This window comes from Chromobacterium vaccinii, assembly GCF_000971335.1.
GTDB classification, from domain to species: domain Bacteria; phylum Pseudomonadota; class Gammaproteobacteria; order Burkholderiales; family Chromobacteriaceae; genus Chromobacterium; species Chromobacterium vaccinii.
Genome location: NZ_JZJL01000016.1, coordinates 20,110 through 47,090 on the forward strand (window position 1 = coordinate 20,110; position 26,981 = coordinate 47,090).

Annotated in this window: 21 protein-coding genes and 2 tRNA genes; 18 read left to right on the forward strand and 5 right to left on the reverse strand. The window is 63.7% G+C overall.

Annotated elements, in window-relative coordinates:
- The first annotated feature begins 7 nt into the window (after positions 1 to 7).
- The 6 genes from clpX (at position 8) to VL52_RS09910 (ending at position 6,407) form a co-directional block, all read left to right on the forward strand.
- Complete coding sequence (gene clpX / locus VL52_RS09885) at positions 8 to 1,288, forward strand: ATP-dependent Clp protease ATP-binding subunit ClpX (protein ID WP_046156885.1); 1,281 nt, start codon at positions 8 to 10, stop codon at positions 1,286 to 1,288.
- 143 nt (positions 1,289 to 1,431) lie between these two features.
- Complete coding sequence (lon, locus tag VL52_RS09890; RefSeq protein WP_046156886.1) at positions 1,432 to 3,846, forward strand: endopeptidase La; 2,415 nt, start codon at positions 1,432 to 1,434, stop codon at positions 3,844 to 3,846.
- Positions 3,847 to 4,019: 173 nt separating this feature from the next.
- The gene (locus VL52_RS09895) at positions 4,020 to 4,289 is read left to right on the forward strand and encodes an HU family DNA-binding protein (RefSeq protein WP_011136101.1); all 270 of its coding nucleotides are present in this window, start codon (positions 4,020 to 4,022) and stop codon (positions 4,287 to 4,289) included.
- Positions 4,290 to 4,337: 48 nt separating this feature from the next.
- Positions 4,338 to 4,413, forward strand: a tRNA-Val gene (locus tag VL52_RS09900).
- Positions 4,414 to 4,420: 7 nt separating this feature from the next.
- Positions 4,421 to 4,497: transfer RNA gene (locus VL52_RS09905), tRNA-Asp, on the forward strand.
- A gap of 71 nt (positions 4,498 to 4,568) precedes the next feature.
- On the forward strand, positions 4,569 to 6,407 hold the full coding sequence (locus VL52_RS09910; RefSeq protein ID WP_046156887.1) for a SurA N-terminal domain-containing protein: 1,839 nt from the start codon (positions 4,569 to 4,571) through the stop codon (positions 6,405 to 6,407).
- 49 nt (positions 6,408 to 6,456) lie between these two features.
- On the opposite strand, the gene VL52_RS09915 is transcribed toward VL52_RS09910, so the two are convergent.
- Positions 6,457 to 7,380, reverse strand: a complete 924-nt coding sequence (locus VL52_RS09915) for a LysR family transcriptional regulator (RefSeq protein WP_046156888.1) — start codon at positions 7,378 to 7,380, stop codon at positions 6,457 to 6,459.
- An 88-nt stretch (positions 7,381 to 7,468) separates the two neighbouring features.
- Here VL52_RS09915 and VL52_RS09920 point away from each other — a divergent pair, with 88 nt between their 5' ends.
- The 12 genes from VL52_RS09920 to narI all read left to right on the forward strand — a co-directional run bounded on the left by VL52_RS09920 (position 7,469) and on the right by narI (position 21,802).
- A complete protein-coding gene (locus tag VL52_RS09920; RefSeq protein ID WP_021477111.1) occupies positions 7,469 to 8,233 on the forward strand; it encodes a sulfite exporter TauE/SafE family protein in 765 nt (254 codons plus the stop codon).
- A gap of 86 nt (positions 8,234 to 8,319) precedes the next feature.
- Positions 8,320 to 8,610 carry a helix-hairpin-helix domain-containing protein gene (locus VL52_RS09925; RefSeq protein WP_046156889.1) on the forward strand — a complete coding sequence of 97 codons (291 nt, stop codon included), beginning with the start codon at positions 8,320 to 8,322 and terminating at the stop codon, positions 8,608 to 8,610.
- Positions 8,598 to 9,230 carry a paraquat-inducible protein A gene (locus VL52_RS09930; RefSeq protein ID WP_046156890.1) on the forward strand — a complete coding sequence of 211 codons (633 nt, stop codon included), beginning with the start codon at positions 8,598 to 8,600 and terminating at the stop codon, positions 9,228 to 9,230. Before VL52_RS09925 ends, VL52_RS09930 begins: the two co-directional genes overlap by 13 nt.
- Positions 9,212 to 9,847, forward strand: a complete 636-nt coding sequence (locus VL52_RS09935) for a paraquat-inducible protein A (protein ID WP_031296362.1) — start codon at positions 9,212 to 9,214, stop codon at positions 9,845 to 9,847. Before VL52_RS09930 ends, VL52_RS09935 begins: the two co-directional genes overlap by 19 nt.
- Entirely contained in the window at positions 9,834 to 11,456 is a 1,623-nt protein-coding gene (locus VL52_RS09940) for a PqiB family protein (protein WP_031296364.1), read from the forward strand. Before VL52_RS09935 ends, VL52_RS09940 begins: the two co-directional genes overlap by 14 nt.
- Positions 11,453 to 12,046: a PqiC family protein gene (locus VL52_RS09945; RefSeq protein ID WP_052729243.1), complete on the forward strand. Its 594-nt coding sequence runs from the start codon at positions 11,453 to 11,455 to the stop codon at positions 12,044 to 12,046. The genes VL52_RS09940 and VL52_RS09945 overlap by 4 nt, the downstream gene beginning before the upstream one ends.
- 147 nt (positions 12,047 to 12,193) lie before the next feature.
- Positions 12,194 to 13,471, forward strand: a complete 1,278-nt coding sequence (locus VL52_RS09950; protein WP_046156891.1) for an MFS transporter — start codon at positions 12,194 to 12,196, stop codon at positions 13,469 to 13,471.
- Positions 13,472 to 13,491: 20 nt separating this feature from the next.
- Positions 13,492 to 14,871: a NarK family nitrate/nitrite MFS transporter gene (locus tag VL52_RS09955; protein WP_046156892.1), complete on the forward strand. Its 1,380-nt coding sequence runs from the start codon at positions 13,492 to 13,494 to the stop codon at positions 14,869 to 14,871.
- A 272-nt stretch (positions 14,872 to 15,143) separates the two neighbouring features.
- On the forward strand, positions 15,144 to 18,842 hold the full coding sequence (locus VL52_RS09960; RefSeq protein ID WP_046156893.1) for a nitrate reductase subunit alpha: 3,699 nt from the start codon (positions 15,144 to 15,146) through the stop codon (positions 18,840 to 18,842).
- Positions 18,839 to 20,389: a nitrate reductase subunit beta gene (narH, locus tag VL52_RS09965; protein WP_046156894.1), complete on the forward strand. Its 1,551-nt coding sequence runs from the start codon at positions 18,839 to 18,841 to the stop codon at positions 20,387 to 20,389. The genes VL52_RS09960 and narH overlap by 4 nt, the downstream gene beginning before the upstream one ends.
- 11 nt (positions 20,390 to 20,400) lie before the next feature.
- Positions 20,401 to 21,042 (forward strand): nitrate reductase molybdenum cofactor assembly chaperone, encoded by a 642-nt coding sequence (gene narJ / locus VL52_RS09970; RefSeq protein ID WP_046156895.1) that lies wholly within the window; start codon positions 20,401 to 20,403, stop codon positions 21,040 to 21,042.
- A gap of 73 nt (positions 21,043 to 21,115) precedes the next feature.
- Entirely contained in the window at positions 21,116 to 21,802 is a 687-nt protein-coding gene (gene narI, locus VL52_RS09975) for a respiratory nitrate reductase subunit gamma (protein ID WP_046156896.1), read from the forward strand.
- 285 nt (positions 21,803 to 22,087) lie between these two features.
- Here the strand turns inward: narI and VL52_RS09980 are convergent, their stop codons facing one another.
- The 4 genes from VL52_RS09980 to VL52_RS09995 all read right to left on the reverse strand — a co-directional run bounded on the left by VL52_RS09980 (position 22,088) and on the right by VL52_RS09995 (position 26,968).
- Entirely contained in the window at positions 22,088 to 22,687 is a 600-nt protein-coding gene (locus VL52_RS09980) for a hypothetical protein (protein ID WP_046156897.1), read from the reverse strand.
- A gap of 740 nt (positions 22,688 to 23,427) precedes the next feature.
- Positions 23,428 to 24,045: a hypothetical protein gene (locus tag VL52_RS09985; RefSeq protein ID WP_046156898.1), complete on the reverse strand. Its 618-nt coding sequence runs from the start codon at positions 24,043 to 24,045 to the stop codon at positions 23,428 to 23,430.
- Positions 24,046 to 24,428: 383 nt separating this feature from the next.
- Entirely contained in the window at positions 24,429 to 25,076 is a 648-nt protein-coding gene (locus VL52_RS09990; protein ID WP_046156899.1) for a response regulator, read from the reverse strand.
- The gene (locus VL52_RS09995; protein ID WP_046156900.1) at positions 25,073 to 26,968 is read right to left on the reverse strand and encodes a type IV pili methyl-accepting chemotaxis transducer N-terminal domain-containing protein; all 1,896 of its coding nucleotides are present in this window, start codon (positions 26,966 to 26,968) and stop codon (positions 25,073 to 25,075) included. The genes VL52_RS09990 and VL52_RS09995 overlap by 4 nt, the downstream gene beginning before the upstream one ends.
- Positions 26,969 to 26,981: the final 13 nt, after the last annotated feature.

Genomic DNA, 26,981 nt, shown 5'->3' on the forward strand with positions numbered 1-26,981 from the left:
TTGGCTAATGGCTGACAAAAACAGCAACGAGAAGCTTCTCTACTGCTCTTTCTGCGGAAAGAGCCAGCATGAGGTGCAACGGCTGATCGCCGGACCGCAGGTATTCATTTGCAATGAATGCGTCGAGCTGTGCAACGACATCATCCGCGAGGAGCTGGAAAAAGGCGCTGGCGGAGAGGTGATCGGCGGCGCGTCCGGCGACCATCCCTTGCCGACGCCGCAGGAGATCCGCGCGGATCTGGACCAGTACATCATCGGCCAGGACTTCGCCAAGAAGACCCTGTCGGTGGCGGTGTACAACCACTACAAGCGGCTGTACAACAAGGGCGGCAAGGATGACGTCGAGCTGGCCAAGAGCAATATCCTCTTGATCGGCCCGACCGGCTCCGGCAAGACCCTGCTGGCCCAGTCGCTGGCGCGCCTGCTGGATGTGCCCTTCGTCATCGCCGACGCCACCACGCTGACCGAGGCGGGGTATGTGGGCGAGGATGTCGAGCACATCATCCAGAAGCTGCTGCAGAAGTGCGACTACGATGTTGAGAAGGCCCAGCGCGGCATCGTCTACATCGACGAGATCGACAAGATCTCGCGCAAGTCGGAAAACCCGTCCATCACCCGCGACGTATCGGGCGAGGGCGTGCAGCAGGCCTTGCTGAAGCTGATCGAGGGCACGGTGGCATCGGTGCCGCCGCAAGGCGGCCGCAAGCATCCGAACCAGGAGTTCATCCAGGTCGACACCACCAACATCCTGTTCGTCTGCGGCGGCGCTTTCGATGGTCTGGACAAGATCATCCGCCAGCGTTCCGAGAAGGGCGGCATCGGCTTCGGCGCCGAAGTCTCCTCCAAGGATGATGGCAAGAGTCTGACCAAGCTGTTCCAGGAGGTCGAGCCGCAGGACATCATCCGTTTCGGCCTGATTCCGGAGCTGATCGGCCGTCTGCCGGTGGTGGCCACGCTGGAGGAGCTGGACGAGGAGGCGCTGGTTTCCATTCTGACCCAGCCGAAGAACGCGCTGATCAAGCAATACCAGCGGCTGTTCTCGCTGGAGGCGGTGGAGCTGGAAGTGCGTCCGTCGGCGCTGCGAGTGATCGCCAAGCAGGCGCTCGCCCGCAAGACCGGCGCCCGTGGCCTGCGTTCCATTCTGGAGCGCGCGCTGCTGGACACCATGTACGAGCTGCCGTCGATGCAGGATGTGGAAAAGGTTGTAGTCGACGAGAAGGTGATCGAGAAGGGCGACAAGCCGCTTTTCATCTATCGCGAAGGCGGCGATGTGGCACAATCCGCCTGACGGCCTGGCCTGAATGACTGAACCGCCCGTCAGGGCGGTTTTTTATTTGTCACCGACGTAATCTGTTTTAGTATGGGGTGTTGATATTCTGGCCTTTCGCCCCATTTTCCAAGCATTGTTTCCCCAAGCTAAGGTTAGGTGATATGCCGCAACCCGCAGAAATCAGAGAAGAGACCACGCTGCCGCTGCTGCCGTTGCGCGATGTGGTGGTCTTTCCGCACATGGTCATTCCGCTGTTCGTCGGTCGGGCCAAGTCGATCCGTGCGCTGGAACTGGCGATGGACGAGGGCAAGCAGATCCTGCTGGTGGCCCAGCGCTCCGCCTCCAAGGACGAACCTTCCGCCGAAGATCTGTACAGCGTGGGCACCATCGCGGCCGTGCTGCAGATGCTCAAGCTGCCCGACGGCACGGTCAAGGTGCTGGTGGAGGGACGCCAGCGCGCCACCATCAAGGAAGTGGGCGAGGAGGACGGCTGCTTCGTCGCCGAGTTCACGCCGCTGTCCAGCGAACTGGAAGAATCCAACGAGACCGAGGCGATGCGCCGCGCGCTGCTCGCGCAGTTCGAGCAGTACGTCAAGCTGAACAAGAAGATTCCGCCCGAGGTGCTGAACTCGCTGGCCGGCATCGACCGCGCCGGCCGCATGGCCGACAGCATCATCGCCCACCTGCCGCTGAAGCTGGAGCAGAAGCAGGAAGTGCTGGAGATGTTCGACGTGCAGACCCGCCTCGAGCATCTGATGTCGCAACTGGAAGGCGAGATCGACATCCTGCAGGTGGAAAAGCGCATCCGCGGCCGCGTCAAGCGCCAGATGGAGAAGAGCCAGCGCGAGTACTACCTGAACGAGCAGGTCAAGGCCATCCAGAAAGAGCTGGGCGAGATGGACGAGGCCAGCGACCACGACGAGCTGGAGCGCCGCATCAAGGCCGCCGGCATGAGCAAGGAAGGCCGCGAGAAGGCATTGTCCGAGCTGAAGAAGCTGAAGATGATGTCGCCGATGTCGGCCGAGGCCACCGTGGTGCGCAATTACATCGACACGCTGCTCGAGCTGCCGTGGAAGAAAAAGACCAAGATCAGCAAGGACGTGGCCGCGGCCGATGCCGTGCTGGATGAGGATCACTTCGGTCTGGAGAAGGTCAAGGAACGCATTCTGGAGTACCTGGCGGTGCAGCAGCGCGTCGACCGCCTGAAGGCGCCTATCCTGTGCCTGGTGGGCCCTCCGGGCGTGGGCAAAACCTCGCTGGGGCAGTCCATCGCCCGCGCCACCAACCGCAAGTTCGTGCGGATGGCGCTGGGCGGCGTGCGCGACGAGTCCGAGATCCGGGGCCACCGCCGCACCTACATCGGCTCGATGCCGGGCAAGGTGCTGCAGAACATGGCCAAGATCGGCGTCAAGAACCCCCTGTTCCTGCTGGACGAAGTGGACAAGCTGGGCGCGGATTTCCGCGGCGATCCGTCGTCGGCGCTGCTGGAAGTGCTGGATCCGGAGCAGAACCACGCCTTCATCGACCACTACGCCGAAGTCGAATACGACCTGTCCGATGTGATGTTCGTCGCGACAGCCAACTCGCTGAACATCCCGCCGGCATTGCTCGACCGGATGGAAATCATTCGTCTTTCCGGCTATACCGAGGACGAAAAGGTGAACATCGCGCTGAAGTACCTGCTACCCAAGCAAGTGGAAGCCAATGGCGTGCGCGAGGGCGAGCTGGTGGTGCAGGAATCGGCGATCCGGGACATTGTCCGCTATTACACCCGCGAAGCCGGCGTCCGCAGCCTGGACCGCGAAGTGGCCAAAATTTGCCGCAAGGTAGTGACCGGCGCGTTGCTGAAACCGACCAAAACGGCCAAGGTGACGGTATCGGCCAAGAATCTGGACAAGTACCTGGGCGTGCGCCGCTTCGACTACGGCCTGGCCGAGGAGCAGAACCGCATCGGCCAGGTAACCGGCCTGGCGTGGACCGAGGTGGGGGGCGAGTTGCTGACCATCGAGGCGGTATCGCTGCCCGGCAAGGGCAATATCGTGCGCACCGGTCAGTTGGGCGAGGTGATGCAGGAGTCGATCACGGCAGCGATGAGCGTGGTGCGCAGCAGGGCCAGAAGCCTGGGCGTCAAACCGGACTTCTACGAGAAGAGCGACATGCACATCCACGTGCCGGAAGGCGCGACGCCGAAGGACGGCCCCAGCGCCGGCATCGCGATGACCACGGCCATCGTGTCGGTGCTGACCGGCATTCCGGTGCGCGCCGATGTGGCGATGACCGGCGAGATCACGCTGCGCGGCGAGGTGCTGCCGATCGGCGGCCTGAAGGAGAAGTTGCTGGCGGCGCACCGCGGCGGCATCCGCCACGTGCTGATCCCGAAGGGCAATGAAAAGGATCTGGTGGAGATTCCGGCCAACATCAAGCAGAAGCTGGAGATCCATCCGGTCAAGTGGATTGATGAGGTGCTGGCGCTCGCGCTGGAACGTCAACCGGAAGAACTGTCGCAAGAAGAACAATCTGGCGACATTCCGCCCGCTCAGGACGCCGGCAGCAATGTTCCGGTCCTGAAGCATTAAGAATCATGGTCTTACCGAAGCCGTGAATAAGCTGTGTTTTCGCGGCTTCCCGTTGTGCTTGCGAATTAGCAAAATGACCGTGGAAGCCGCTTGACACAAGGATTTCCGCCTTGCTATAAAGCAAGCGTTTTTATCTGAACTACGTAGACCGAGAACGACGAAAGGGGACTTACGTGAACAAGTCTGAACTGATTGACGCCATCGCGGCAGAAGCCGACATCTCCAAGGCTGCTGCTGCCAAGGCTCTGGACGGCATGGTTGCTGCCGTTACCTCCGCCTTGAAAAAAGGCGATACCGTGACCCTGGTGGGTTTCGGCACCTTCTACGTGGGCGAACGCGCTGAGCGCAGCGGCCGCAACCCGAAGACCGGCGCCACCATCAAGATCCCGGCGGCACGTTCTCCGAAGTTCCGCGCTGGCAAGGCACTGAAAGACGCGCTATAATTTGCCACTCCGCCGGGGCCTGATTTTCCAGGGTTCGGCGGAGCGCACGGGCGTTTAGCTCAGTTGGTAGAGCGTCTGCCTTACAAGCAGAATGTCGGCGGTTCGACTCCGTCAACGCCCACCAACGGCACGGAGTGGTAGTTCAGTTGGTCAGAATACCGGCCTGTCACGCCGGGGGTCGCGGGTTCGAGCCCCGTCCACTCCGCCAAATACACAAGAGAAGGTGAACCGTTTGCGTGTTCACCTTTTTTTTTACAGGGGTGGCCTTAGCCAATCGTCATGTTCGAGTTTGTCCAGAACAACAAAACCGTCATTCAAGTGATCCTGGGCGCTGTGGCCCTGACTTTCGTGGGCTTCGGCGTCGGCAGCTATTCCAGCGCCACCGACGATCCCTATCTGGTCAAGGTGGGCAAGACCAAGATCTACAAGCGAGATCTGGATCGCGCGCTGGAAGGCCAGCCTAGCGACCCCGCCGCCCGCCAGGCTGCGCTGGAAAACCTGATCCGCCAGGAGTTGCTGCTGGCCGAGGCCCGCGACCACGGCGTCGCCGTCAGCCCGGAACAGCTGCGCAAGGTGATCGCTTCCATTCCCGCCTTTCAGGAAAACGGCCAGTTCAGCTCCCAGCGCTACAGCGAATTCCTGAAGAGTCGCTATCCGAATCCGGAAGCCTTCGAGGCCGACATCAGCCGCGATATCCTGCTGCAAAGCCAGCTGAACAGCGTGGCCGGCACCCAGTTCGTGTCCAACACGGTGGTGGGCCGCGTGGCGGGGCTGCTGGGCGAGGGCCGCGAACTGCAGCAGTTGGTGTTGAAGCCGTCCGATTTCGGCTCCGAGGTGAAGACCGACGCCGCGGCGCTCAAAGCCTACTACGACGCCAACGCCAAGCGCTTCAAGCTGCCGGAGCAGGTGAAGCTGGATTACGTGGTGCTGTCCCAGGATGCTTTGGCTCAGGGCATCAAGGTCAGCGACGCCGACGTGCAGAAGTACTACGACCAGCACAAGGCCGACCTGGCCGGCGAACAGCGCCGGGCCTCCCACATTCTGCTGACGGTGGCCAAGGACGCCAAGCCGGAGCAGAAGGCCAAGGTCAAGGCTGAGGCTGAGGCCATCCTGAAGGATGTGCGCGCCAATCCGGCCAAGTTCGCCGAGCTGGCCAAGGCTAAGTCGCAGGATCCTGGCTCCGCGGAGAAGGGCGGCGACCTGGGCTTTTTCGGCCACGGTATGATGGTCAAGCCGTTCGACGACGCGGTGTTCAAGCTGAAGCCGGGCCAGATCAGCGACCTGGTGGAAACCGAGTACGGTTTCCACATCATTCGCCTGGACGCGGTCAAGTCGCAGAGCCTGGAAGACGTCAAGGGCGCGATCGTCGACAAGCTGCAGAAGCAGAAATCCGCCGCGCTGTTCCGCGAACAGGCCGACAAGCTGAACGAAGTCGCCTACCAGCAGGCCGACTCGCTGAAGGGCGTCGTCGACGCGCTGAAGCTGGAGGTCAAGCACTCCGACTGGATGCAGCGCAACCAGCCGTCGCAGGATGAGCTGCTGGGCAACGCCAAGCTGCTGTCCGCCGTGTTCAGCGACGATGTGCTGAAGAAAAAGCACAACAGCGAAGTGGTGGATATCGGCGGCAACCGCCTGGTGGTCGCCCGCATCGCCGAGCACCAGCCGGAGCGCCAGCAGCCGCTGGCCGACGTCAGCGACGCGATCCGCAAGGAGCTGGTGGAGCGGGAAGGCGCCAAGCTGGCCGACAAGAAAGGCCAGGCTCTGCTGGCCGAGCTGAAGGCAGGCAAGGGCGTGGATGCGCAGAAGTGGGGCCAGTCGGCCACAGTATCCCGCCGCGCCGCCGCCGGCATGCCGGCCGCTGATGTCCGCGCGGTGTTCGCCGTGGCCGGCAGCAAGCTGCCTGGTTTCGCGGGCGTGCGCCACGACACCGGCGAGTACGTGATCTACCGCGTCAACAAGGTGGTTCCGGCTCCGGCCGTCACCGACGCCGACCGCGCGCAGTTGGGCAATGTATTGGGCGAGCTGAGCGCCAACAGCCAGTTGGCCAGTTACCTGAAAGCTCTGCGGGAGAAGTATCCGGTCACCGCCGGCAAGCAGTCGCTGACCGACAACAACTGATCCGGCCCGCTTCGGACGCCAAGCCCCGCTAATGCGGGGCTTTTTGCTTTCAGCGCGGCGGATGGAGGTCGAAGCCGCGCGCCCGGGCTTCCTGACGCAGCGCGTCCAGCAGCAGCCGGGCCTTGCGCGGCATGCCGCGGCTGGCGAACACCGCATGCATCTGCGGATCGTCGCCGTGGCTGGATACGATGCGAAAATCCGGGCACAGCCGCACCAGCTCGCCGCGCGCGGCCAGCGGCTCCGCCAGCCAGTCTCCCAGCCGGGCGATGCCCATGCCGGCGCGGACGGCGTCCAGCACGCCGTTGCCGGAGTTGCTGCGATGCCAGGCATTCAGGTTGAGGCTGACGGTTTCATCCCTTGATACGAAATTCCAGGCTTTCAGCACCCGCGGCGCGCTATGGATCACCACCCGGTGCTGGGGCAGCTCGGCGGGATGGTCCGGCGCGCCGTGGCGGGCGACGTAGTCCGGGCTGGCGTACAGGTGGCGGCGGTAGTGCCACAAGGGATGGCCGATCAGCTCGCTGGAGGCGGGGAAGGCGCCGCGTATCGAGAAGTCCAGCTTGTCCCGTATCGGCTCCAGTATCGAATCGCTGTACAGCACTTCGAAGCGCAGGCCGGCGTGGGCATCGGCCAGGCTGGCCAGCACGGCAGGCAGCAGCTCGCGCCCCAGCGTTTCCGGCGCGGAGAAGCGCAGCAGGCCGCGCGGCGCGCCGGCCTGCTGGCTCAGCTCTTCCTCGGCCTGCTGCTGCAGGTCCAGCATCTGGCGGGCGGCGGGGTAGTAGGCTTCGCCGGCCATGGTCAGCTCCACCTGTTTGCTGGAGCGGGCCAGCAGCATCGCCCCCAGCTCCTCTTCCAGCGCCTGCAGCGCGCGGGTGGCGCTGCTGGGCGAGGTGCCCAGCTGGCGGGCGGCGGAGACGAAGCTTTTCTGCTCCACCACCGCGCAGAATATGCGGATTCCCCATAGCGGCTTCATTGCGGCTCCAATGTTGTGTTTTTCGCAATATTACATTGCAAGCATTGTTTCGGGCCAGCACGTACAATTTGCGTCGAGGAGGATGACAATGTTGTTGAGCTTGAGCTTTTTGTGCCTGATCGCCTTTTGCGCGGGCTTGGTGGACGCGGCCGTCGGCGGCGGCGGCCTGATCCAGATCCCCGGCCTGTTCAGCGCGCTGCCCAATGCGGCGCCGGCCACCATCTTCGGCACCAATAAACTGTCGGCGGCGGTGGGCACGCTGTCGGCGGCGCGTTCCTATCTGAGCCGGGTGCGGCTGCCGTGGCGGCTGGTGCTGCCGGCCGCCGCCACCGCCTTCGTGTTTTCGTTCGCCGGCGCGGCTGTCGTGTCGCAGATTCCCAAGGGTGTGATCCGGCCGCTGGTGCTGGCGCTGCTGCTGGTGATGGCGGTGTATACGTTGTGGAAGAAGGACTTCGGCAAGCTGCACAAGCCGGTGGCCATCGGCCGCCGGGAAATGGCGGTAGGCATGGCCATAGGCGGCGCCATCGGTTTCTACGACGGTCTGTTCGGCCCTGGCACCGGCAGCTTCCTGATGTTCCTGTTCATTCGCTTCTTCGCTTTCGATTTTCTGCACGCGTCGGCGGCGGCCAAGGTGGTGAACCTGGCCACCAATGTCGCGGCGTTGATCTTCTTCGTCGGCGCCGGCCACGTGCTGTATCAGCTCGCGCTGCCGATGGCGGCCGCCAATATGGCCGGCGCGATGGTCGGCACCCGGCTGGCGATGAAGAAGGGCGCCGGCTTCGTGCGGGTACTGTTCCTCGGCTTGACCAGCGTGCTGATCTGCAAGCTGGCCTGGGACATTTTCCACGGTTGAGCGTTTTGCCCGGGAGCGGCCGCTTTGAACTGAGGCGGCCGCTCCTTTATCATGTAGTCTGAATGACTACGCCACGGCCGTTTTCCATGCACCCATCCCGCTGTCCGCCGCCGGACGCCGCCACCGATCTGCTGCAACTGCCCAATGTCGGCCCGCGCGCCGCCGCCGATCTGCGGCTGCTGGGCCTGAGCCATCCGGCCGACCTGCGGGACCGCGATCCCCACCAGCTTTATCTGCAGCTGTGCGACGCCACCGGCCAGCGCCACGACCCCTGCGTGCTCGACGTGCTGATGTCGGTCTGCCACTACATGGACACCGGGGAGGCGCGCGCTTGGCCAAGCTTCACCGCGGAGCGCAAGCGCAAATGGACGGTGTGAGCAGGGAGGGGCGGCTGACGGCCTGCCACGATTGTGATCTGCTGCTGCGCCTGCCCGGCGCGCAAACCGGCCGCGTGCGCGTTTGCTGCCCGCGCTGCGGCGCCCAGCTGTACGAATGCTCGGATAGCGGCCCCGAGGTCGGCGTGGCGCTGCTGGCGGCCGGCGCGGTGATGTTCGCGATCTCAAACATCTACCCGGTGCTGGTGCTGGAGATCGCCGGCAACCGCAATGCCGCCACGCTGTGGCAGACCGCGCTGGCGCTGCATGGGCAGGGCATGCCGGAGGTGGCGCTGCTGGTGCTGTTCACCGGCATCGTGATGCCGGCGCTGGAATTGGCCAGCATGCTCTACCTGCAGCTGCCGCTGCTGTTCGGCCGCGCGCTGCCGGGTTTCCCGGCGATGATGCGGCTGCGCGGCCTCGCGCGGCCCTGGTGCATGGTGGAGGTGTTTTTGCTGGGCGTGCTGGTTTCGCTGGTGAAGCTGGTACATCTGGCCAGCGTGCAGCCGGGCATAGGCTTGTGGGCGTTTTTCGGCTTGATCGTGCTGATGGCGGCCAGCGCCAGCCGTTTCCGGCCGCATGAACTGTGGGAGCGCTATCGCTCATGCCGCATTATCCATTGAGCAGCGCGGCGTCGCGCAATCTGTGCCTGTGCCACGGCTGCGGGCTGCTGGTAAGGATCTCGACGTCCGAGGCCGTCGCCTGTCCGCGCTGCGCGGCTCCGCTGCATCTGCGGCGGCCGGCGGCGCTGCAGCGCTGCTGGGCCTTGCTGCTGGCGGCGATGATCAGCTATCTGCCGGCCAATCTGCTGCCCATCATGGAAACCACGGCGCTGACCGGCGTGCAGCGCGACACCATCATGAGCGGCGTGGTCTATCTGTGGAACAACGATTCCTGGCCGCTGGCGCTGGTGGTGTTCACCGCCAGCGTGCTGGTGCCGATGCTGAAAATACTGGCCTTGCTGCTGCTGTTATGCAGCGTGCAGTGGCGCTGGAGCTGGGCGCCGCGCCAGCGCACGCGGCTGTACCGGATGATAGAAGTGATCGGCCCGTGGTCGATGCTGGACATTTTCGTGGTGGCGCTGATGGTGGCGCTGGTGCAATGGCAGTCCTTGGCCAGCATCAAGGCCGGGCCAGGCGCGATCGCCTTCGGCGCGGTGGTGGTGCTGACCATGCTGGCCGCGATGAGTTTCGATCCCAGGATGATCTGGGACCCCGTAGAGGAACATGATGAGCAGTGAAAATCCGCAAAACCCTCCAGAGCCGGATCTGCCGCAGGCGGTGCCGGTGCGCCGCGGCCGCTGGGCGCCGTCGCTGGTCTGGCTGATTCCGGTCGTGGCGGCCTTGATAGGCGGCTGGCTGGCGGTGCACGCGGTGTTGTCGCGCGGCCCCACCATCACCATCTCCTTCCAGAACGCGGAGGGGATAGAAGCCGGCAAGACCCGGATCAAGTACAAGGACGTGGAGATCGGCGAGGTGACCTCAGTCCAACTCAGCCCCAACCGGCAGGCCATCGTCGCCACCGCGCAGCTTCGCAAGGAGGCCGCCGATTACCTGGCGGAGGACAGCCGTTTCTGGGTGGTGCGGCCGCGGGTGTCCGGCGGCGGCGTGTCCGGCCTGGGCACGGTGCTGTCCGGCTCCTACATCGGCATGGACATCGGCAAGAGCGAGGCGCGGAAGGCCGATTTCGTCGGCCTGGAGACGCCCCCCATCATCAACGCCGACCTGCCGGGCCAGACCTTCACGCTGCGCGCGGACAATCTGGGGTCGCTGAACACTGGCTCGCCGGTGTATTTCCGCCGGGTGCCGGTGGGACAAGTAGTCGGCTACGAGCTGGACCCCAAGGGCGGCTACGTCAAGGTGGCCGTCTTCATCAACGCGCCTTATGACCATTTCGTGTCCGCCAACAGCCGCTTCTGGCACGCCAGCGGCGTCGACGTGTCGCTGAGCGCCAACGGCCTCAACGTCAGCACCCAGTCGCTGGCGGCGATCGCGCTGGGCGGCATCGCCTTCGAGACGCCGCTGGCCGACAATGCCGGCATTCCGCTGTCGGACCGCAATTTCATCCTGCACGATACCCGCGACAGGGCGCTGCAGAATCCGGACCGCGAGATGCAGCCGTTCCGCCTGCGTTTCCGCCAGTCGCTGCGCGGGCTGAGCGTCGGCGCGCCCGTTGACTTCCGCGGCATCACGATAGGCGAAGTGACGGCGATAGGCGTGCAGTACGTGCAGGACCGCAAGGACTTCGACATGACGGTGGATATCCGCACCTATCCCAGCCGGCTGGACAGCCTGTCGCGCGGCGGCCGCATCACCGGCAAGCTGTCGCCGCAGGCGTTGGTGGCCAACGGCATGCGCGCCCAACTGCGCTCCGGCAACCTGATCACCGGCCAGTTGTACGTGGCGCTGGACTTCTTCCGCGACGCGCCGCCGGCCCGGCTGGTGGTGAAGGGCGGGGTGCCCGAGCTGCCGACCATTCCGGGCGACCTGGAAGAGCTGCAGCGGGTGTTGCAGCGCATCGTCAAGAAACTGGACGCGGTGCCGTTCGACAGCATAGGCAAGGAGGCCGACGCCTCGCTGAAATCGCTGCACCAGACGCTGGACAGCGTAAAGCGGCTCAGCGACGGCCTGAATAACCAGACGGTGCCGCAAGCGAGCAAGACGCTGGAGCAGTTGCAGCAGACGCTGGAGGCCACCCGCCAGACCATGCGCGCCGATTCGCCGCTGCAACAGGACATGCGCTCCGCCGCGCAGGAAGTGAAGGAGACCGCGCGCAGCTTCCGCGCGCTGGCCGATTATCTGGACCGCCATCCCGAGGCGCTGGTGCGCGGCAAGGAGGCGCAGCCATGATGATGAAAACGATGTTCGCCGCGGCCATGATCGCGGCGCTGGCGGGCTGCGCGTCGCCGCAGTCGCGCTTTTACGGGCTTGACGCGCCGGCCGCGCCGCAGGCGAAGGCGCAATTCGGCAAGCGGGTGCTGCTGGGGCCGGTGAGCCTGCCGGCGGCGCTGGATCGCCCCCAGCTGGTGATGGACATGGGCGGTGGCGAGCTGAAGCTGCAGGAGTTCGAACGCTGGAGCGCGCCGCTGGACCGGTTGCTGGCGCAACGGCTCAGCCAGGGCGTGGCGCGCGCCAGCGGCGTGGCCAGCGTCTATGCCTACCCGCAGCCGGGCATGGACGGCGGCGATCTGCGCATCGCCGTCGACGTGCGCGGCCTCAGCCTGAAGCCGGGCCAGGGCGCGGCGCTGGAGGCGGCGTGGCAGCTGCAGAGCGCGGCCGACGGCAAGATACTGGCCCGCGGCGGCTTCAGCCGCAGCCAGGCGGTGGCGTCTAGCGAGCCGGGCGCGCTGTTGGCCGGCTTGCAGACCTTGCTGGATGGCCTGGCCGCAGACATCGCCGCGCCGCTGGTCCAGCATCCGGAATGGTGGCGCGCGGGCTGATCTCCCCCATTGGGAGTAGCCGGCCCCGGCCGTAAGGGTTAATCCGCCTCGTCCGTTGGCAGGCTGATAATCCTGCGACAGACGAATACCAGCCCGCGCCGCCGTCGCTTATCGTGGCAACCATGACCACTCCATGGGTATGGCGCCATGACTTCCCCGACATTCAAACGCTACAGCGTGCTGGCCAGCAGCACGCTGGCCTTCACCCTCTGCTTCATGGTCTGGATGATGTTCGCGGTGCTGGGCATCCCGATCAAGCAGCAGCTGGGCCTCAATGAAACCGAATTCGGCATCCTGGCGGCGACGCCGGTGCTGACCGGCTCGCTGATCCGCGTGCCGCTGGGCATCTGGACCGACCGCTATGGCGGCCGCCCGGTATTGTTCGCGCTGATGCTCAGCTGCGTGATTCCCATCTACCTGATGCAATTCGCCAGCGCCTACTGGCAGTTCCTGCTGGCCGGCTTGTTCGTCGGTCTGGCCGGCGGCTCGTTCTCGGTCGGCACGCCCTATGTGGCGCGCTGGTTCCGCAAGGAGCAGCAGGGTCTGGCCATGGGCATCTTCGGCGCCGGCAACGCCGGTTCGGCCTTGACCAAGCTGGTGGCGCCGGCGCTGATCGTAGCCTGGGGCTGGCAGAGCGTGCCCACCGCGTACGCGCTGATCATGCTGGCCGCCGCCATCCTGTTCTGGCTGTTCTCATTCAGCGATCCGGCGCACAAGGCGCCGTCCACCATCACGCTGCGCCAGCAACTGGCGCTGATGAAGCACCCGGCGGTGCTGCGCTATTGCCAGTACTACTCGGTGGTGTTCGGCGGCTACGTGGCGCTGGCGCTGTGGATGACCAAGTACTACGTCGGCGAATACGGGCTGGACCTGAAGCACGCGGCGCTGCTGGCGGCCTGCTTCTCCCTGCCGGGAGGCGTGTTGCGCGCGGCGGGCGGTTATCTGTCCGACCGTTTCGGCCCCCACGTGGTCACCTGGGCGGTGATGTGGGTGTGCTGGGTGGCCTTCTTCCTGTTGTCCTATCCGCAGACCGAGATGCGCGTCGCCACGGTGAACGGGCCGATGAGCCTGCACATCGGCCTCAACGTTTACCTGTTCACCGGCCTGCTGTTCCTGGTGGGGGTGGCGATGGCCATCGGCAAGGCATCGGTGTTCAAGTTCATCGCCGACGAGTTCCCAGACTCCATCGGCGCGGTGTCCGGCGTGGTGGGCCTGTCCGGCGGCCTGGGCGGCTTCCTGCTGCCCATCCTGTTCGGCGTGCTGCTGGATCTGACCGGCGTCCGTTCCAGCGCCTTCATGCTGCTGTACGGCACGGTGTGCGTCAGCCTGGTGTGGATGCATTTTTCCTTCAAATCGGCGGCTAAGGCCAAGGCGCGCGCGGCCGCGCCGGTCCATCCCATTCCCTTGACGAGCGAGCGCGGCTGAACGCGGCGCGGGAGACATTCATGACTTATCTGATCAAACACTGGGAGCCGGAGTCGACCTCGTTCTGGCAGCAGAAAGGCCGCGCGGTGGCGCGGCGCAACCTGTGGATATCGATTCCGGCGCTGACGCTGGCTTTCGCGATCTGGCAGGTATGGAGCGTGGCGGTGCTGAACATGCCGAATATCGGCTTCGGCTACAGCCAGAACCAGCTGTTCTGGCTGGCGGCGCTGCCGGCCTTGTCCGGCGCCACGCTGCGCATCTTTTACTCCTTCATGGTGCCGGTGTTCGGCGGCCGCAAGTGGACGGCGATTTCCACCGCCAGCTTGCTGATTCCCGCGGTGGGCATCGGTTTCGCGGTGCAGGACCCCAGCACCAGCTATGTCACCATGGTGACGCTGGCGCTGTTGTGCGGCTTCGGCGGCGGCAACTTTAGCTCCAGCATGGCCAATATCAGCTTCTTCTTCCCCAAGGCGGAGAAGGGCACCGCTCTGGGCCTGAACGCCGGCCTGGGCAATCTGGGCGTGTCCATCGTGCAGTTCGTGGTGCCCATCGTCATCACCATGGGCCTGTTCGGCCAGCTGGGCGGCGATCCGCAGCATTGGGCGAAGGGCGCGCTGTCCAAGCAGATGTGGCTGCAGAACGCCGGCTTCGTCTGGGTGCCGTTCATCGCCGTGTCGGCGCTGGCGGCCTGGTTCGGCATGAACGACCTGGCCTCGGCCAAGTCTTCGTTCTCCGAGCAGGCGGTGATCTTCACCCGCAAGCATAACTGGCTGATGTGCTGGCTGTACGTGGGCACCTTCGGCTCCTTCATCGGCTTCTCCGCCGGCTTTCCGTTGCTGGTGAAAGGCCAGTTTCCCGAAATCGACCCCACCCGTTACGCCTTCCTCGGCCCCCTGGTCGGCGCGCTGACCCGTCCGCTGGGCGGCTGGCTGGCTGACAAGATAGGCGGCGCCAAGGTGACGCAGGCTGCGTTTTCGTTGATGGTACTGGGCGTGCTGGGCGTGATCTTCTTCCTGCCGCACGGCGGCCAGGGCGGCAGTTTCACCGGCTTCTTCGCGATGTTCCTGTGCCTGTTCGCGCTGACGGGGATCGGCAACGGCTCCACCTTCATGCAGGTGCCGGCTATTTTCCTGACGCTGCATCAGCGCATGGCTGGACCCGGCGAGGCGGCGCAGAAGCAGGCGACGCAAGACGCCACCCGCGAAGCGGCGGCGGTGCTGGGCTTCACCAGCGCCATTGGTGCCTACGGCGGCTTCTTCATTCCCAAGAGCTACGGCACCTCGATCGCGATGACCGGCGGCGTGGAGGCGGCGCTGTACGTGTTCATCGCCTTCTACCTGAGCTGCCTGGCGATCAACGGCTGGTACTACGCCCGCAAGAAGGCGGAGGTGCGCTGCTGAGCGGGCGGCGCTTGCTGGCCGGGCATTGCAGCCTATGGCTTGGATGGCATCGAAAGGGCGCCCGCGGGCGCCTTTTTCACGTCCGGCTTTCGTTCTACCACGGACTACTCCTTAAGGCTTAGCTGGCCCCCTCCCTCTGCCGGTGCCATTCACCCCTACTGGCCGATTGGGCCGCTTGCGGGCGGAAGGTAGGCTAAGAACCATCGCAACCAGTACCGGCAGCCGGGCGGCGGCGACGCAGAGCAGGGTTCCCCGGCGCGCATGGAGGCAAGATGAGCCATTTTCTCGACAGACTGAATTTCCTCGGCAAGGTGAAAAGCACCTTCGCCGACGGCCACGGCGCGGTGGTGAATGAAGACCGCGGCTGGGAAGACGCGTACCGCCAGCGCTGGCAGCACGACAAGATCGTTCGCTCCACCCACGGCGTCAACTGCACCGGCTCCTGCAGCTGGAAGGTGTATGTGAAGAGCGGCCTGATCACCTGGGAAACCCAGCAGACCGACTATCCGCGCACCCGCCCCGATCTGCCCAACCACGAACCGCGCGGCTGTCCGCGCGGCGCGTCTTACAGTTGGTACGTGTATTCCGCCCAGCGCGTCAAATATCCGATGCTGCGCGGCGAACTGGCCCGGATGTGGCGCGACGCGCGCAAGAGCCTGAGCCCGGTCGAGGCCTGGGAAAAGATCAGCCAGACGCCTGAGCTCGCCAAGCAATACAAGTCCGCGCGCGGCCAGGGCGGTTTCGTCCGCGCCAGCTGGGACGAGGCCAACGAGATCGTCGCCGCCGCCAACGCCTTCACCATCAAGAAATTCGGTCCGGACCGCGTGGTCGGCTTTTCGCCGATCCCGGCGATGTCCATGGTGTCCTACGCCGCCGGCAGCCGCTACCTCAGCCTGATCGGCGGCGTGCCGCTGTCGTTCTACGACTGGTATTGCGACCTGCCGCCGGCCAGCCCGCAGACCTGGGGCGAGCAGACCGACGTGGCCGAGTCCGCCGACTGGTACAACTCCACTTACCTGATGGTGTGGGGCTCCAACGTGCCGATGACCCGCACCCCGGACGCCCACTTCTACACCGAGGTGCGCTACAAGGGCACCAAGACGGTGGCGGTGTCGTCCGACTTCGGCGAAATGGCCAAGTTCGGCGACATCTGGCTGGCGCCCAAGCAGGGCACCGACGCCGCGCTGGCGATGGCGATGGGGCACGTGATCTTCAAGGAATTCCATCTCGACCAGCCGTCCGCCTACTTCACCGACTACATCCGCCGCTACACCGACATGCCGATGCTGGTGACGCTCAAGCGCGACGGCGAGCGCTGGCTGCCGGACTATTTCCTGCGCGCCTCGCATCTTGACGGCCAGTTGGGCGAGGACAACAACCCGGACTGGAAAACCCTGCTGATCGACGAGGCCAGCGGCGACATCGTCGCGCCCAATGGATCGATCGGCTTCCGCTGGGGCCAGGCCGAGGGCAAAACCGGCAAGTGGAATCTGGAGCAGAAGGCCGAGGGCGCGCGCGAGGTGTCGGGCCGCTTGTCGCTGATCGAGCATCGCGATGAAGTGGTCGGCGTCGGCTTCCCGTATTTCGGTTCCGAGCACGATGAATTGCTGACCCGCAATGTGCCGGCCAAGCGCGTCAAGCTTGCCGACGGCGGCGAGGCGCTGGTGGCCACGGTGTTCGACTTGATGGCCGCCAACTACGGCCTGGACCGCGGCCTGGGCGGAGGCAACCTCGCCATCGACTACATGGACGACGTACCGTACACGCCGGCCTGGCAGCAAAAACATACTGGCGTGAAGCCGGAGCTGGTGATCCAGGTGGCGCGCGAGTTCGCGAAGAACGCCGACCAGACCCAGGGCAAGTCGATGGTCATCGTCGGCGCGGCGCTGAACCACTGGTACCACATGGACATGACCTACCGCGGCATCATCAATATGCTGATGCTGTGCGGTTGCATCGGCCAGTCCGGCGGCGGCTGGTGCCACTACGTCGGCCAAGAAAAGCTGCGGCCGCAAACCGGCTGGGCGCCGCTGGCCTTCGCCGGCGACTGGAACCGCCCGGCGCGGCAGATGAACGGCACCAGCTTCTTCTACGCCCATACCAGCCAGTGGCGGCATGAAAAACTGGGCGTGGGCGAGATCCTGTGCCCGACCGCCGACGGCAAGATGGCGGACATGGCGCTGATCGACTACAACGCCAAGGCAGAGCGGATGGGCTGGCTGCCGTCCGCGCCGCAGCTGTCCGCCAACCCGCTGGACATCACCCGCGCCGCCGCCGAGGCGGGGCTGGACCCGGTCGCCTATACCGTGGATGGTTTGAAATCGGGCCGGCTGGACATGGCCTGCAACGATCCGGACAACCCGCAGAATTTCCCGCGCAACATGTTCGTGTGGCGCTCCAACATCCTGGGCAGCTCCGGCAAGGGCCACGAGTACTTCCTCAAATACCTGCTGGGCACCCAAAACGCGGTGCTGGGCTCGGAAGACGAATGCATCAAGCCGAGCGAAATCACCGTGCGTCCGGCCGCCGAGGGCAAGCTGGACCTGATGGTGGTGCTGGACTTCCGCATGTCCACCACCTGCCTGTACGGCGACATCGTGCTGCCCACCGCCACCTGGTACGAGAAGGACGACCTCAACACCTCAGACATGCACCCCTTCATCCATCCGCTGTCCGAGGCCGTGCAGCCCTTGTGGCAGGCCAGGAGCGATTGGGAAATCTACAAGGGCTTCGCCAAGAGCCTGTCCGAGATCGGCAAGGATTATCTGGGCACGCAGAAGGACCTGGTGCTGACGCCGCTGATGCACGACAGCCCGCAGGAATTGGGCCAGCCTTTCGACCCCAAGGACTGGAAGAAAGGCGAGTGCGAGCCGGCGCCGGGCAAGACCATGCCGGCGATGACGGTGGTGGAGCGCGACTACGGCGCGATCTACGACAAGTTCACCACCATCGGTCCGCTGCTGGAAAAGGCCGGCAATGGTGGCAAGGGCATAGGCTGGAAGACCGCGCACGAGGTGGACATTCTGCGCGGCCTGAACCAGGTGGCGCAATCGGGCGCCGGCAAGGGCCAGCCCCGCCTGGAGACCGCCATCGACGCCGCAGAGATGATTCTGACGCTGGCGCCGGAGACCAACGGCCATGTGGCGGTGAAAGCCTGGGACGCACTGTCCAAGATCACCGGCCGCGACCATACACACCTTGCCCGCCCGCGAGAGCATGACACCATCCGTTTCCGCGACGTGCAGGCGCAGCCGCGCAAGATCATTTCCTCGCCGACCTGGTCCGGCCTGGAAAGCGAGGAAGTCAGCTACAACGCGGGTTACACCAATGTCCACGAGCTGATTCCGTGGCGCACGCTGACTGGCCGCCAGCAGTTTTACCAGGACCACCAGTGGATGCGGGCTTTCGGCGAGGGATTATGTGTGTATAAGCCGGCGGTCGATCTGAAGACCACGCAGGCGGTGTTGGGCAAGCACGGCAACGGCAATCATGAGCTGGTGCTGAACTTCATCACCCCGCACCAGAAATGGGGCATACACAGCACCTATTCCGACAATCTGCGCATGCTGACGCTCAGCCGCGGCGGGCCCCACGTCTGGCTGTCCGAGATCGACGCCGCCAAGGCCGGCATCGCCGACAACGACTGGATCGAGGTGTTCAACGTCAACGGCACGCTGACTGCCCGCGCGGTGGTGTCGCAGCGGGTGCCGGAAGGCATGACGCTGATGTACCACGCCCAGGAGAAGATCGTGAACGTGCCGGGCGCCGAAGTGTCCGGCAAGCGCGGCGGCATTCACAACTCGGTGACCCGGACCGTGACCAAGCCCACCCACATGATAGGCGGCTACGCCCAGCTGTCTTGGGGCTTCAATTACTACGGCACGGTGGGCGCCAACCGCGACGAGTTCGTGGTGGTGCGCAAGATGGACAAAGTCGACTGGATGGACGTTCCGGCGGGAGAGAAGCAATGAAGATACGCGCGCAAATCGGCATGGTGCTGAACCTGGACAAGTGCATCGGTTGCCACACCTGTTCGGTCACCTGCAAGAACGTGTGGACCAGCCGCGACGGCATCGAGTACGCCTGGTTCAACAATGTGGAAACCAAGCCCGGCATCGGCTACCCCAAGGACTGGGAAAACCAGGACAAGTGGCAGGGCGGCTGGAAGCGGCGCAGCGACGGCAAGCTGGAGCCGCGCCAGGGCGGCAAGCTGAGGATTCTGGCCAATATTTTCGCCAACCCCAATCTGCCGGCCATCGACGACTACTACGAGCCGTTCACCTACGACTACGAGCATCTGCAGAACGCGCCGCGGATGCAGACGCCGCCGACCGCGCGGCCGGTGTCGGTGCTGACCGGCAAGAAGATGGACAAGATCGAGTGGGGCCCGAACTGGGAGGACGATCTGGGCGGCGAATTCTCCAAGCGTGCCAAGGACGCCTTGTTCGAAGGCATCCAGAAGGAGATGTACTCGGCCTTCGAGAACACCTTCATGATGTATCTGCCGCGGCTGTGCGAACACTGCCTGAACCCGGCCTGCGTCGCCTCCTGCCCGTCCGGTTCCATCTACAAGCGCGAGGACGACGGCATCGTGCTGATCGACCAGGACAAGTGCCGCGGTTGGCGGATGTGCGTGTCCGGCTGTCCGTACAAGAAGATTTATTACAACTGGACGTCCGGCAAGGCTGAGAAGTGCATCTTCTGCTACCCGCGCATCGAGTCCGGCCAGCCTACCGTGTGCTCGGAAACCTGCGTCGGCCGCATCCGCTACCTGGGCGTGCTGCTGTACGACGCCGACAAGATCGAACAGGCGGCGGCGGTGGAAAATCCGCAGGATCTGTACCAGTCGCAGCTGGACTTGTTCCTGGACCCGAACGACCCGGCCATCGCGGCCGAGGCGCTGAAGCAGGGCATCCCGCAAAGCTGGCTGGACGCCGCCCGCCGCTCGCCGGTGTACAAGATGGCGATGGAGTGGAAGGTGGCCTTCCCGCTGCACCCGGAATACCGGACGCTGCCGATGGTGTGGTACATCCCGCCGCTGTCGCCGATTCAGAGCGCGATGGAGAACGGCCTGATAGGCGAGGGCGGCATCATCCCGGACGTGCAGAGCCTGCGGATACCGATCAAGTACCTGGCCAACCTGCTGACGGCGGGCAAGGAAGAGCCGGTGGTCAAGGCGCTGGAAACCATGGTGGCGATGCGCCGCTACATGCGCAAGAAGAGCGTGGAGAAGGTCAGCGACGCGTCGACCTTGGCCGGCACCCACCTGAGCGCAAGCCAGGTGGAAGAGATGTACCAGGTGATGGCCATCGCCAATTACGAAGACCGCTTCGTGATTCCGTCCAGCCACAAGGAAATGGTGGAGGAGGCGTTCGAGGACAAGGCCAGCTGCGGCTTCAGCTTCGGCAACGGCTGCTCCGGCGGCGAGTCCGAGGCCAGCCTGTTCGGCAAGAAGAAGGCCACGCCCATCGTGTTCCACGACATGCGGCGCGACCGCAAGTCCAACGCCGGCAACTGAGGGAGACCATCATGCGCATTCACGCCATTCTGTCCGCTCTGTTGTGTTACCCGGAGGCCGAGCTGGTCGCCGCGGTGGACGAGATCCGCGCCGAGGCGGCCGAGCACCTGCAAACCGCCAGCCTGCTGGAGCCGCTGCTGCAGGCGCTGGAGAACGAGGACCTGATCGAGCTGCAGCAGCGTTACGTGCTTACCTTCGACCGCAACCCCTCGCACTCGCTGCACTTGTTCGAGCATATCCACGGCGAGGACCGCGCCCGCGGCCAGGCCATGGTGGACCTGCTGGAGGAATACCGCCGGCACGGCTTCGAGCCGGCCTGCAGCGAGCTGCCGGACTACCTGCCGCTGTTCCTGGAGTTTCTGGGGCAGTGCGACAAGGCCGAGTCCGAGCGGCTGCTGGGCGACGCGGTGCATGTGATCGGCCACGTCGCCGGCAGGCTGAACGAGGCGGAGTCGGCATACGCCGGCCTGTTCGACGCGCTGCTGACGCTGTCGTCGGTCAAGCCGGAGCCGCTGCAGGCGCCGCCTATCCGCGACATGGACGAGATGCTGGAAACCTTCGGCCCCGGCGCGGACGGCGTGGAGCCGCTGCTGCGCCCGGCGCCGCCGGCGATCGCCCCGGTCAATTTCTATCCACGCGGCGCAAGCGCCTGAAACCTTGCCCCCTCTCCGCTGAATGGGAGAGGGGCGGCGGGCGGCGCTGACGCCTCGCCATCGGGAGACAAACATGGACTACCTGCATAGATTCGTATTCGGCATCTATCCCTACATCGCGCTGGCCATCTTCCTGCTGGGCAGCCTGATCCGCTTCGAGCGCGAGCAGTACAGCTGGAAGAGCGAGTCGTCGCAACTGCTGTACCGCGGCCAGCTGCGCCTGGGCAATATTCTGTTCCACCTGGGCATCATCGGCCTGTTCTTCGGCCATCTGGCCGGCCTCTTGACGCCGTTGGCGGTGTGGGACGCGCTGGGCGTCACTCACAGCTTCAAGCAGGTGTTCGCGATGAGCGCCGGCGGCCTGATGGGCGGCCTGTGCCTGATCGGCATCGTGCTGCTGCTGCATCGCCGCTTCATGTGCGACCGCCTGGCGGCCAACACCACCTGGCGCGACAAGCTGGTGCTGCTGTGGATACTGGCCACGCTGTTGCTGGGCCTGTCCACCATCTTCGTGTCAGCCCAGCATCTGGATGGTCACGAAATGGTGCTGCTGATGAGCTGGGCGCAGCACATCGTTACCTTCCGCGGCGATGCGGCGGATTTCATCGTCTCCGCCTCGCCGGTGTTCAAGCTGCACCTGTTCATGGGCATGAGCCTGTTCGTGATCTTCCCCTTCACCCGGCTGGTGCATGTGTGGAGCGGCTTCGGCGCCGTGACCTACCTGGGACGCGCCTGGCAGTTGGTGCGCCCGCGCGGCTGAACGCCTGGGCATGAGAAACGCCGCGCATCCGGAGAGGGAGCGCGGCGTTTTCTTTGGGCGGACCACGTTATATTTCCCGTAGAGGTCCGTGGTGTTATCCGGGTAGATGCGGTGGATCGCCCCTGCGGGGCATCAACTCTACGCCTGTCGTAGGGCGGAATCGCGCCGTAGGCGTGAGTTCCGCCGGCGAGTGGCTGATATCCGGGGTACGCGGTTAGCTCAATTTATGGCCCTTAAGCGGCGTGCCGAAGGCACGTCCGCTTGAAGGAAGGGTTAGGCATCAACTCACTTTAGTACGAACGGCTCGACTGCCAGGCCGCCCGATTTGCTCGTGGTGTATAGGTCGACCAGAAATCGGTCGAAGTCTTCCTTCGTTTTGATCTGGAGGTACCTCGATCTGAGCATCAAGTATTTCTGTTCGCCAATGAATGGCCTCGCGATCTCCATCTTTTGATACGAGTAACTTTGAATCTTTTCCACGGTGGCCTGGCGCGCCATCATAAAAAACAGAAAGATCAGCATTGCGCCGCAGTAGGCAATGCCGAACCAACCCTTAAACTGCATAGTCATAGCGCGATGTAGAATTTCAATAAATCTACTTTCCTTCTTTGAACTGACGGCGTTCAGAAATAGCCAACTAAATACAAGCAATAGCAACACCACGCCCAAGCCCTCTGTGGAATTGGGGGTGAAGAGATTGGCTGCAGTTGTGTAAATCGAGTTCGAGTAGGTCTTTGAAGCATCGGATAGGGTAGAGGTAAGTGCGCTTGACAGATAGCCCAAGAATGGCGAGAGCACGCGCTCCCAAAAACCGCTTCCTATCGCGCCTAGCAGGATTGTTCCTAAGATGCCAAGAAGGACTTTGACTGCATTGCCGAATTTCATAGAAGGTTAATCCTTTGTAGGCGAAGGCGACCGCATTCTTGCCTGTAATGCCTGCTGTGCCTAGTGATGCCTAACGTAAAAAGTCACTGGCGGCCGGAGCGCGCAGCGTGGAGGCAGTCCAGTGGACTGCAGGGGGAGGAGCTGCACCCTGAGGACCTGACTGTTGCAGGGCCGTAGATGGATTAGGCAGATTACCGTTGTGGGGAGGCGGGGTCAGTATTGTTTGTCGAAATTTTTGACCAGTGCCCGGGTAAGAGGCGGTTAGCCTCTTTTACGAAATCATCCCTGTAGTTTGGGTCAGTAAAGCGCACAGTAAATTGATTATTATTTTTTGCCCAAGATGCTCTTGTTGTGCCACCCCATCCAATTTGTGGGTAGTCTCCTTTTTCAACACATTGAGCGATGGCGCGCAGGCAGTGCAATACAGTTGCATCTGAGGTGCTGCACGTAATACTGTAATGATACTTGACATGATTGGATGACATGAAATTCGCCTAATTTGTAATTGACCACCCGAATGTGGAGTGTAGGTTGCCAAATTTTGTCGCATAAAAAATATGCCGTCAAGATTTTAATATTGAAATCGGTATGGTATTGACCGGTTCGCTTCTTATGGTGGCTGAGCTTGGACGAAACACACTGCTTGCCAAGCATAGCCATTCAAATCTGAACTCATAGGAGGCGAGTAGCCAGATAGGACCATAGGTTGGGCTTAATTCTATTCAGATTAATCTACGGAATTAGAATTCAGGGTTGACCGGATGACAATCGGCAGTATTAATGAGTGCATCAAATAATTGGAGATTGTAGCGATCAGTCCGCAAGTGAGTCGGCACCGGATCTGTTGTTTGACTCGCATTAAAAACCACGCTGCCGGGTGACAAGGTTTCTAGCATTTGGTACCAGTGCCGTAGTGGCTTGCAGAGACGGACATTGGTTTCGAAGTTGCCGCGTCGCCGCGTTATATCGTTTGCCCTCTGCAGTCTGACTTCCTCTTCTGATCGTTCAAGAAATAAAATCTGGTCGGCAAAGCCAAGCCGCTTCTGGACGATAAGCTCGCGGCTGCTCTCGACAGTCGCCATCCATGCTTCGCGTGAGCCTTCACCGATCTGCCACAAGCACCATGAATAGTGGATTTTCAACGGGTCGGTGTCAAAGCATACGATTTTGTGCCCCTGTTCTAGAGCCAAGCCGAGCTGCCAACGCTCACTGTGACGCTCACTCCAGTACTGGCCCGCAGCAGTGACGCTGCTGTCCTCGGGGGGATTTCCGCTGATTTCATCGACGACCATGGGCCCATATCTTGATGCCCAGGTGGTTTTTCCGACGGCGCTGATTCCTTCGACAACGATAAGCATAAAATTTCCGGCTAACGTGTAATTTAGCCGCCCGAAATGTCGAGTAAAAATCCGAAAATCTTGGCGCATAAAAAATATGCCGTCAAGATTGCTTTGTTGAAATCCGAATGATGACGGCCGGGGCGTTTCTTGTGGAGCCTAAGGGTGGAAGAAACACGCCACTTGCCAGGCATGGTGATTCAACGCTGAGCTCATGGACAGCAGGTAGCCAAGCAGCGCGGGTTGGAGGGGGGCATACTCGCGACTAGTTGTCGGGCTTGTGTTGCGGTCTGCTGTTGCATTGTTCGCAGGCATGGCCCTTGGCCTGCTCTGCTGCGGCCGGCGCATGCTCCAGCATGGGAATGGGGCGCGCCATCGCAGCTAACACCCCGCCCGAGGCACGCTCAGACCTTATCCAACCCATGCTCCACGGCATAAACCGCCGCCTGCACCCGGCTGCTCAGCGACAGCTTGCGCAGGATGTTTTGCACGTGGACCTTGACCGTACTCTCAGCCAAGTCGAGTGCGCGGGCGATTTCCTTGTTGCTGGAGCCGCGGGCCAGCCAGCTCAGGGTTTCCCGCTCGCGCGGGGTCAGCGCGTCGGCCTCGCTGGCCTTGGCCGCCGGCTGGCGCAGGCGGGCCAGCAGCTTGGCGGTCATTTCCGGCGACAACACGCTGTCGCCGTCCACCGCGCGGCGAATGCTGTCCAGCAGGAAGTCGGCGTTGATGTTCTTCAGCAGGTAGCCGCGGGCGCCGCCGCGCATGCATTCGGCCAGATCGTCTCCGTCCTCGGACACGGTCAGCATCAGCACCGCGGCGTCGGGACAGCCGCTCAGTATCTGCGCCAGCGCTTCGCGGCCGTTCATCACCGGCATGTCCAGGTCCAGCAGCACCACGTCGGGCCGCAGCAGCTCGGCCTGCTTGACGCCGTCCAGCCCGTCGGCGGCTTCGCCGACCACCAGAAAGTCGTCCTGGCGCTGCAGCAGCGCCTTCAGGCCGCTGCGGAACAGCGTGTGGTCGTCGATCAGTAAAATGCGTATGGCTTGTGTCATGCGCTGGTGCGCTCCTCTTTGGGCAGGGTCAGCTCCACCGTGGTGCCTTGTTTCGGCGCGGAGCTGATCTGAATCTGGCTGTGTATGCGGTTGGCCCGCTCTTGCATGATGGACACGCCGACGTGGCGCGCGGATTTCGCCGCCAGCTGGCCGGAATCGAAGCCGCGGCCGTTGTCGCGGATGCGCATGCTGAAGCTGGCGGTGTTGTCGATTTCCACTTCCACCTCGCTGGCCTCGGCGTGCTTGCGGATATTGGACAGCGCTTCCTGCAGGATGAAGAACACCTGCAGCTGCTGTTGCGGGTCCAGCGGCTTGCCTTCTCCGCGCATTTCCAGCGCCACCGGCACCCGGGTCTGCTGTTCGAAGCGCTGCAGCAGGGTGCGCACCGCTTCCGGGAATTCCTGGCGGCTGATGCGGGTGCGGAAGTTGAGCAGCAGTTCCCTGACGTCTTCGTAGCACTCCTGCACGCCGGCGCGGATGAAAGCCAGGTTCTCGCGGGCCAGCTCTTCCTCGCGGGAATTCATCGCGTCTTCCAGCATCTGCGCCTGCAGATTGAGGAAGGACAGCGACTGGGCGATGCTGTCGTGCAGGCCCTGGGCCATCAGATTGCGCTCCTCGGAGACGGCGAACTGGCGCTCGCGCGCGCTCAGCCGCTGGTTTGCTATGGCGACGCCCAGATGCTGGCCCAGAGTTTCGATCAGCATTTGCTCCGGCATCGACAAGACGCGCTTCTGGCGGAAGTACAGTGTGAAGATGCCGACATCCTCGCGCTGGCTGCGGATGTGGAACACGGCGATGGAGGCGAAGCCTGCCCTGCCGCAGTGGCGGATGTCCTCGCCTTCCAGCTCGCCGATATGGCGCAGCACGGCGAATGGCTGCTGCGCGGCCTCGCCGCAGTGGCAGGCGTCGTCGGGGATGCATTCCTCGACCAGCGCCATCTCTTCCGGCAGCCCCTGCTGGGCGATCTGGTCCAGCTTGCCGCGCTCGGGGTCCACCAGCCTGGCGTTGGCCGCGTCGGCGCCGGTCAGCTGCATCAGCCGGCGGATGAAGCCGTGGCAGGTTTCGTCCAGCGCGCGCTGCTGGTGCAGGAAGGAAGTCATGTCGTACAGCGTTTTCAGCCTCAGGTTCTGTTCTTCCACTTCGCGGGTTTTCTGCTGGACCTTGCTTTCCAGGTTCTGGTACAGGTCCTGGGCCCGCTCGGCCATCTGGTTGAAGCCTTCGGCCAGCATGCCGAATTCGTCCTGCCGGTCCACCTTGACCCGCGTGTCCAGCTCGCCCTCGCGCAGGCGGCGCATCGCGTCGCTCAGGGTGTTGACCGGGTTGATCACCATCAGGAACAGCATGTAGGCCATGGTCACCGCGCCGGCCAGCGCCATCGCGATCAGCACCATCTGGAACATGCGCAGCAGATTGGTGTGGTTTTCGTTGTCGCGCTCCAGCAGGCTGACCAGGCTGTCTATCTCGGCGACGAAGGCGTGCAGCTGCTGGGTGGTGGGCTGGCTGCCGGCGGCCAGCAGCCGCGGGCGGATGTCGCTGCGCCAGCGTTGCTCCAGGCGTTGTTCCTGGGTGCGGATGTCGCGGTTGTCGGGCAGGAACAGCGGCCGGGCCGGATCGCCGTGCCTCAGCCGGGCCAGCGTCTGGTCGAAGCCGTCTATCTCGTCGCGCAGCAGGCGGTCTGGGGCCTGGGTGGACAGCAGGTAGGCGGCGCGGAAAGTGCGCATGCGCAGGCTGCCCACGTCGTTGATCGCGGCGGCGCCGCCTTCCAGCCGCCAGGATAGGGCCAGGGTGTAGCCTATCGAGACCAGCGCGATGGAGAGCGCCAGCAGCGACAGCACCAGCAATTTGCTGGCCAAGGTCTGGAAGCGGGGGGGCGCGAGGCGGATGTCGGGCATGGGCGTGATTCTG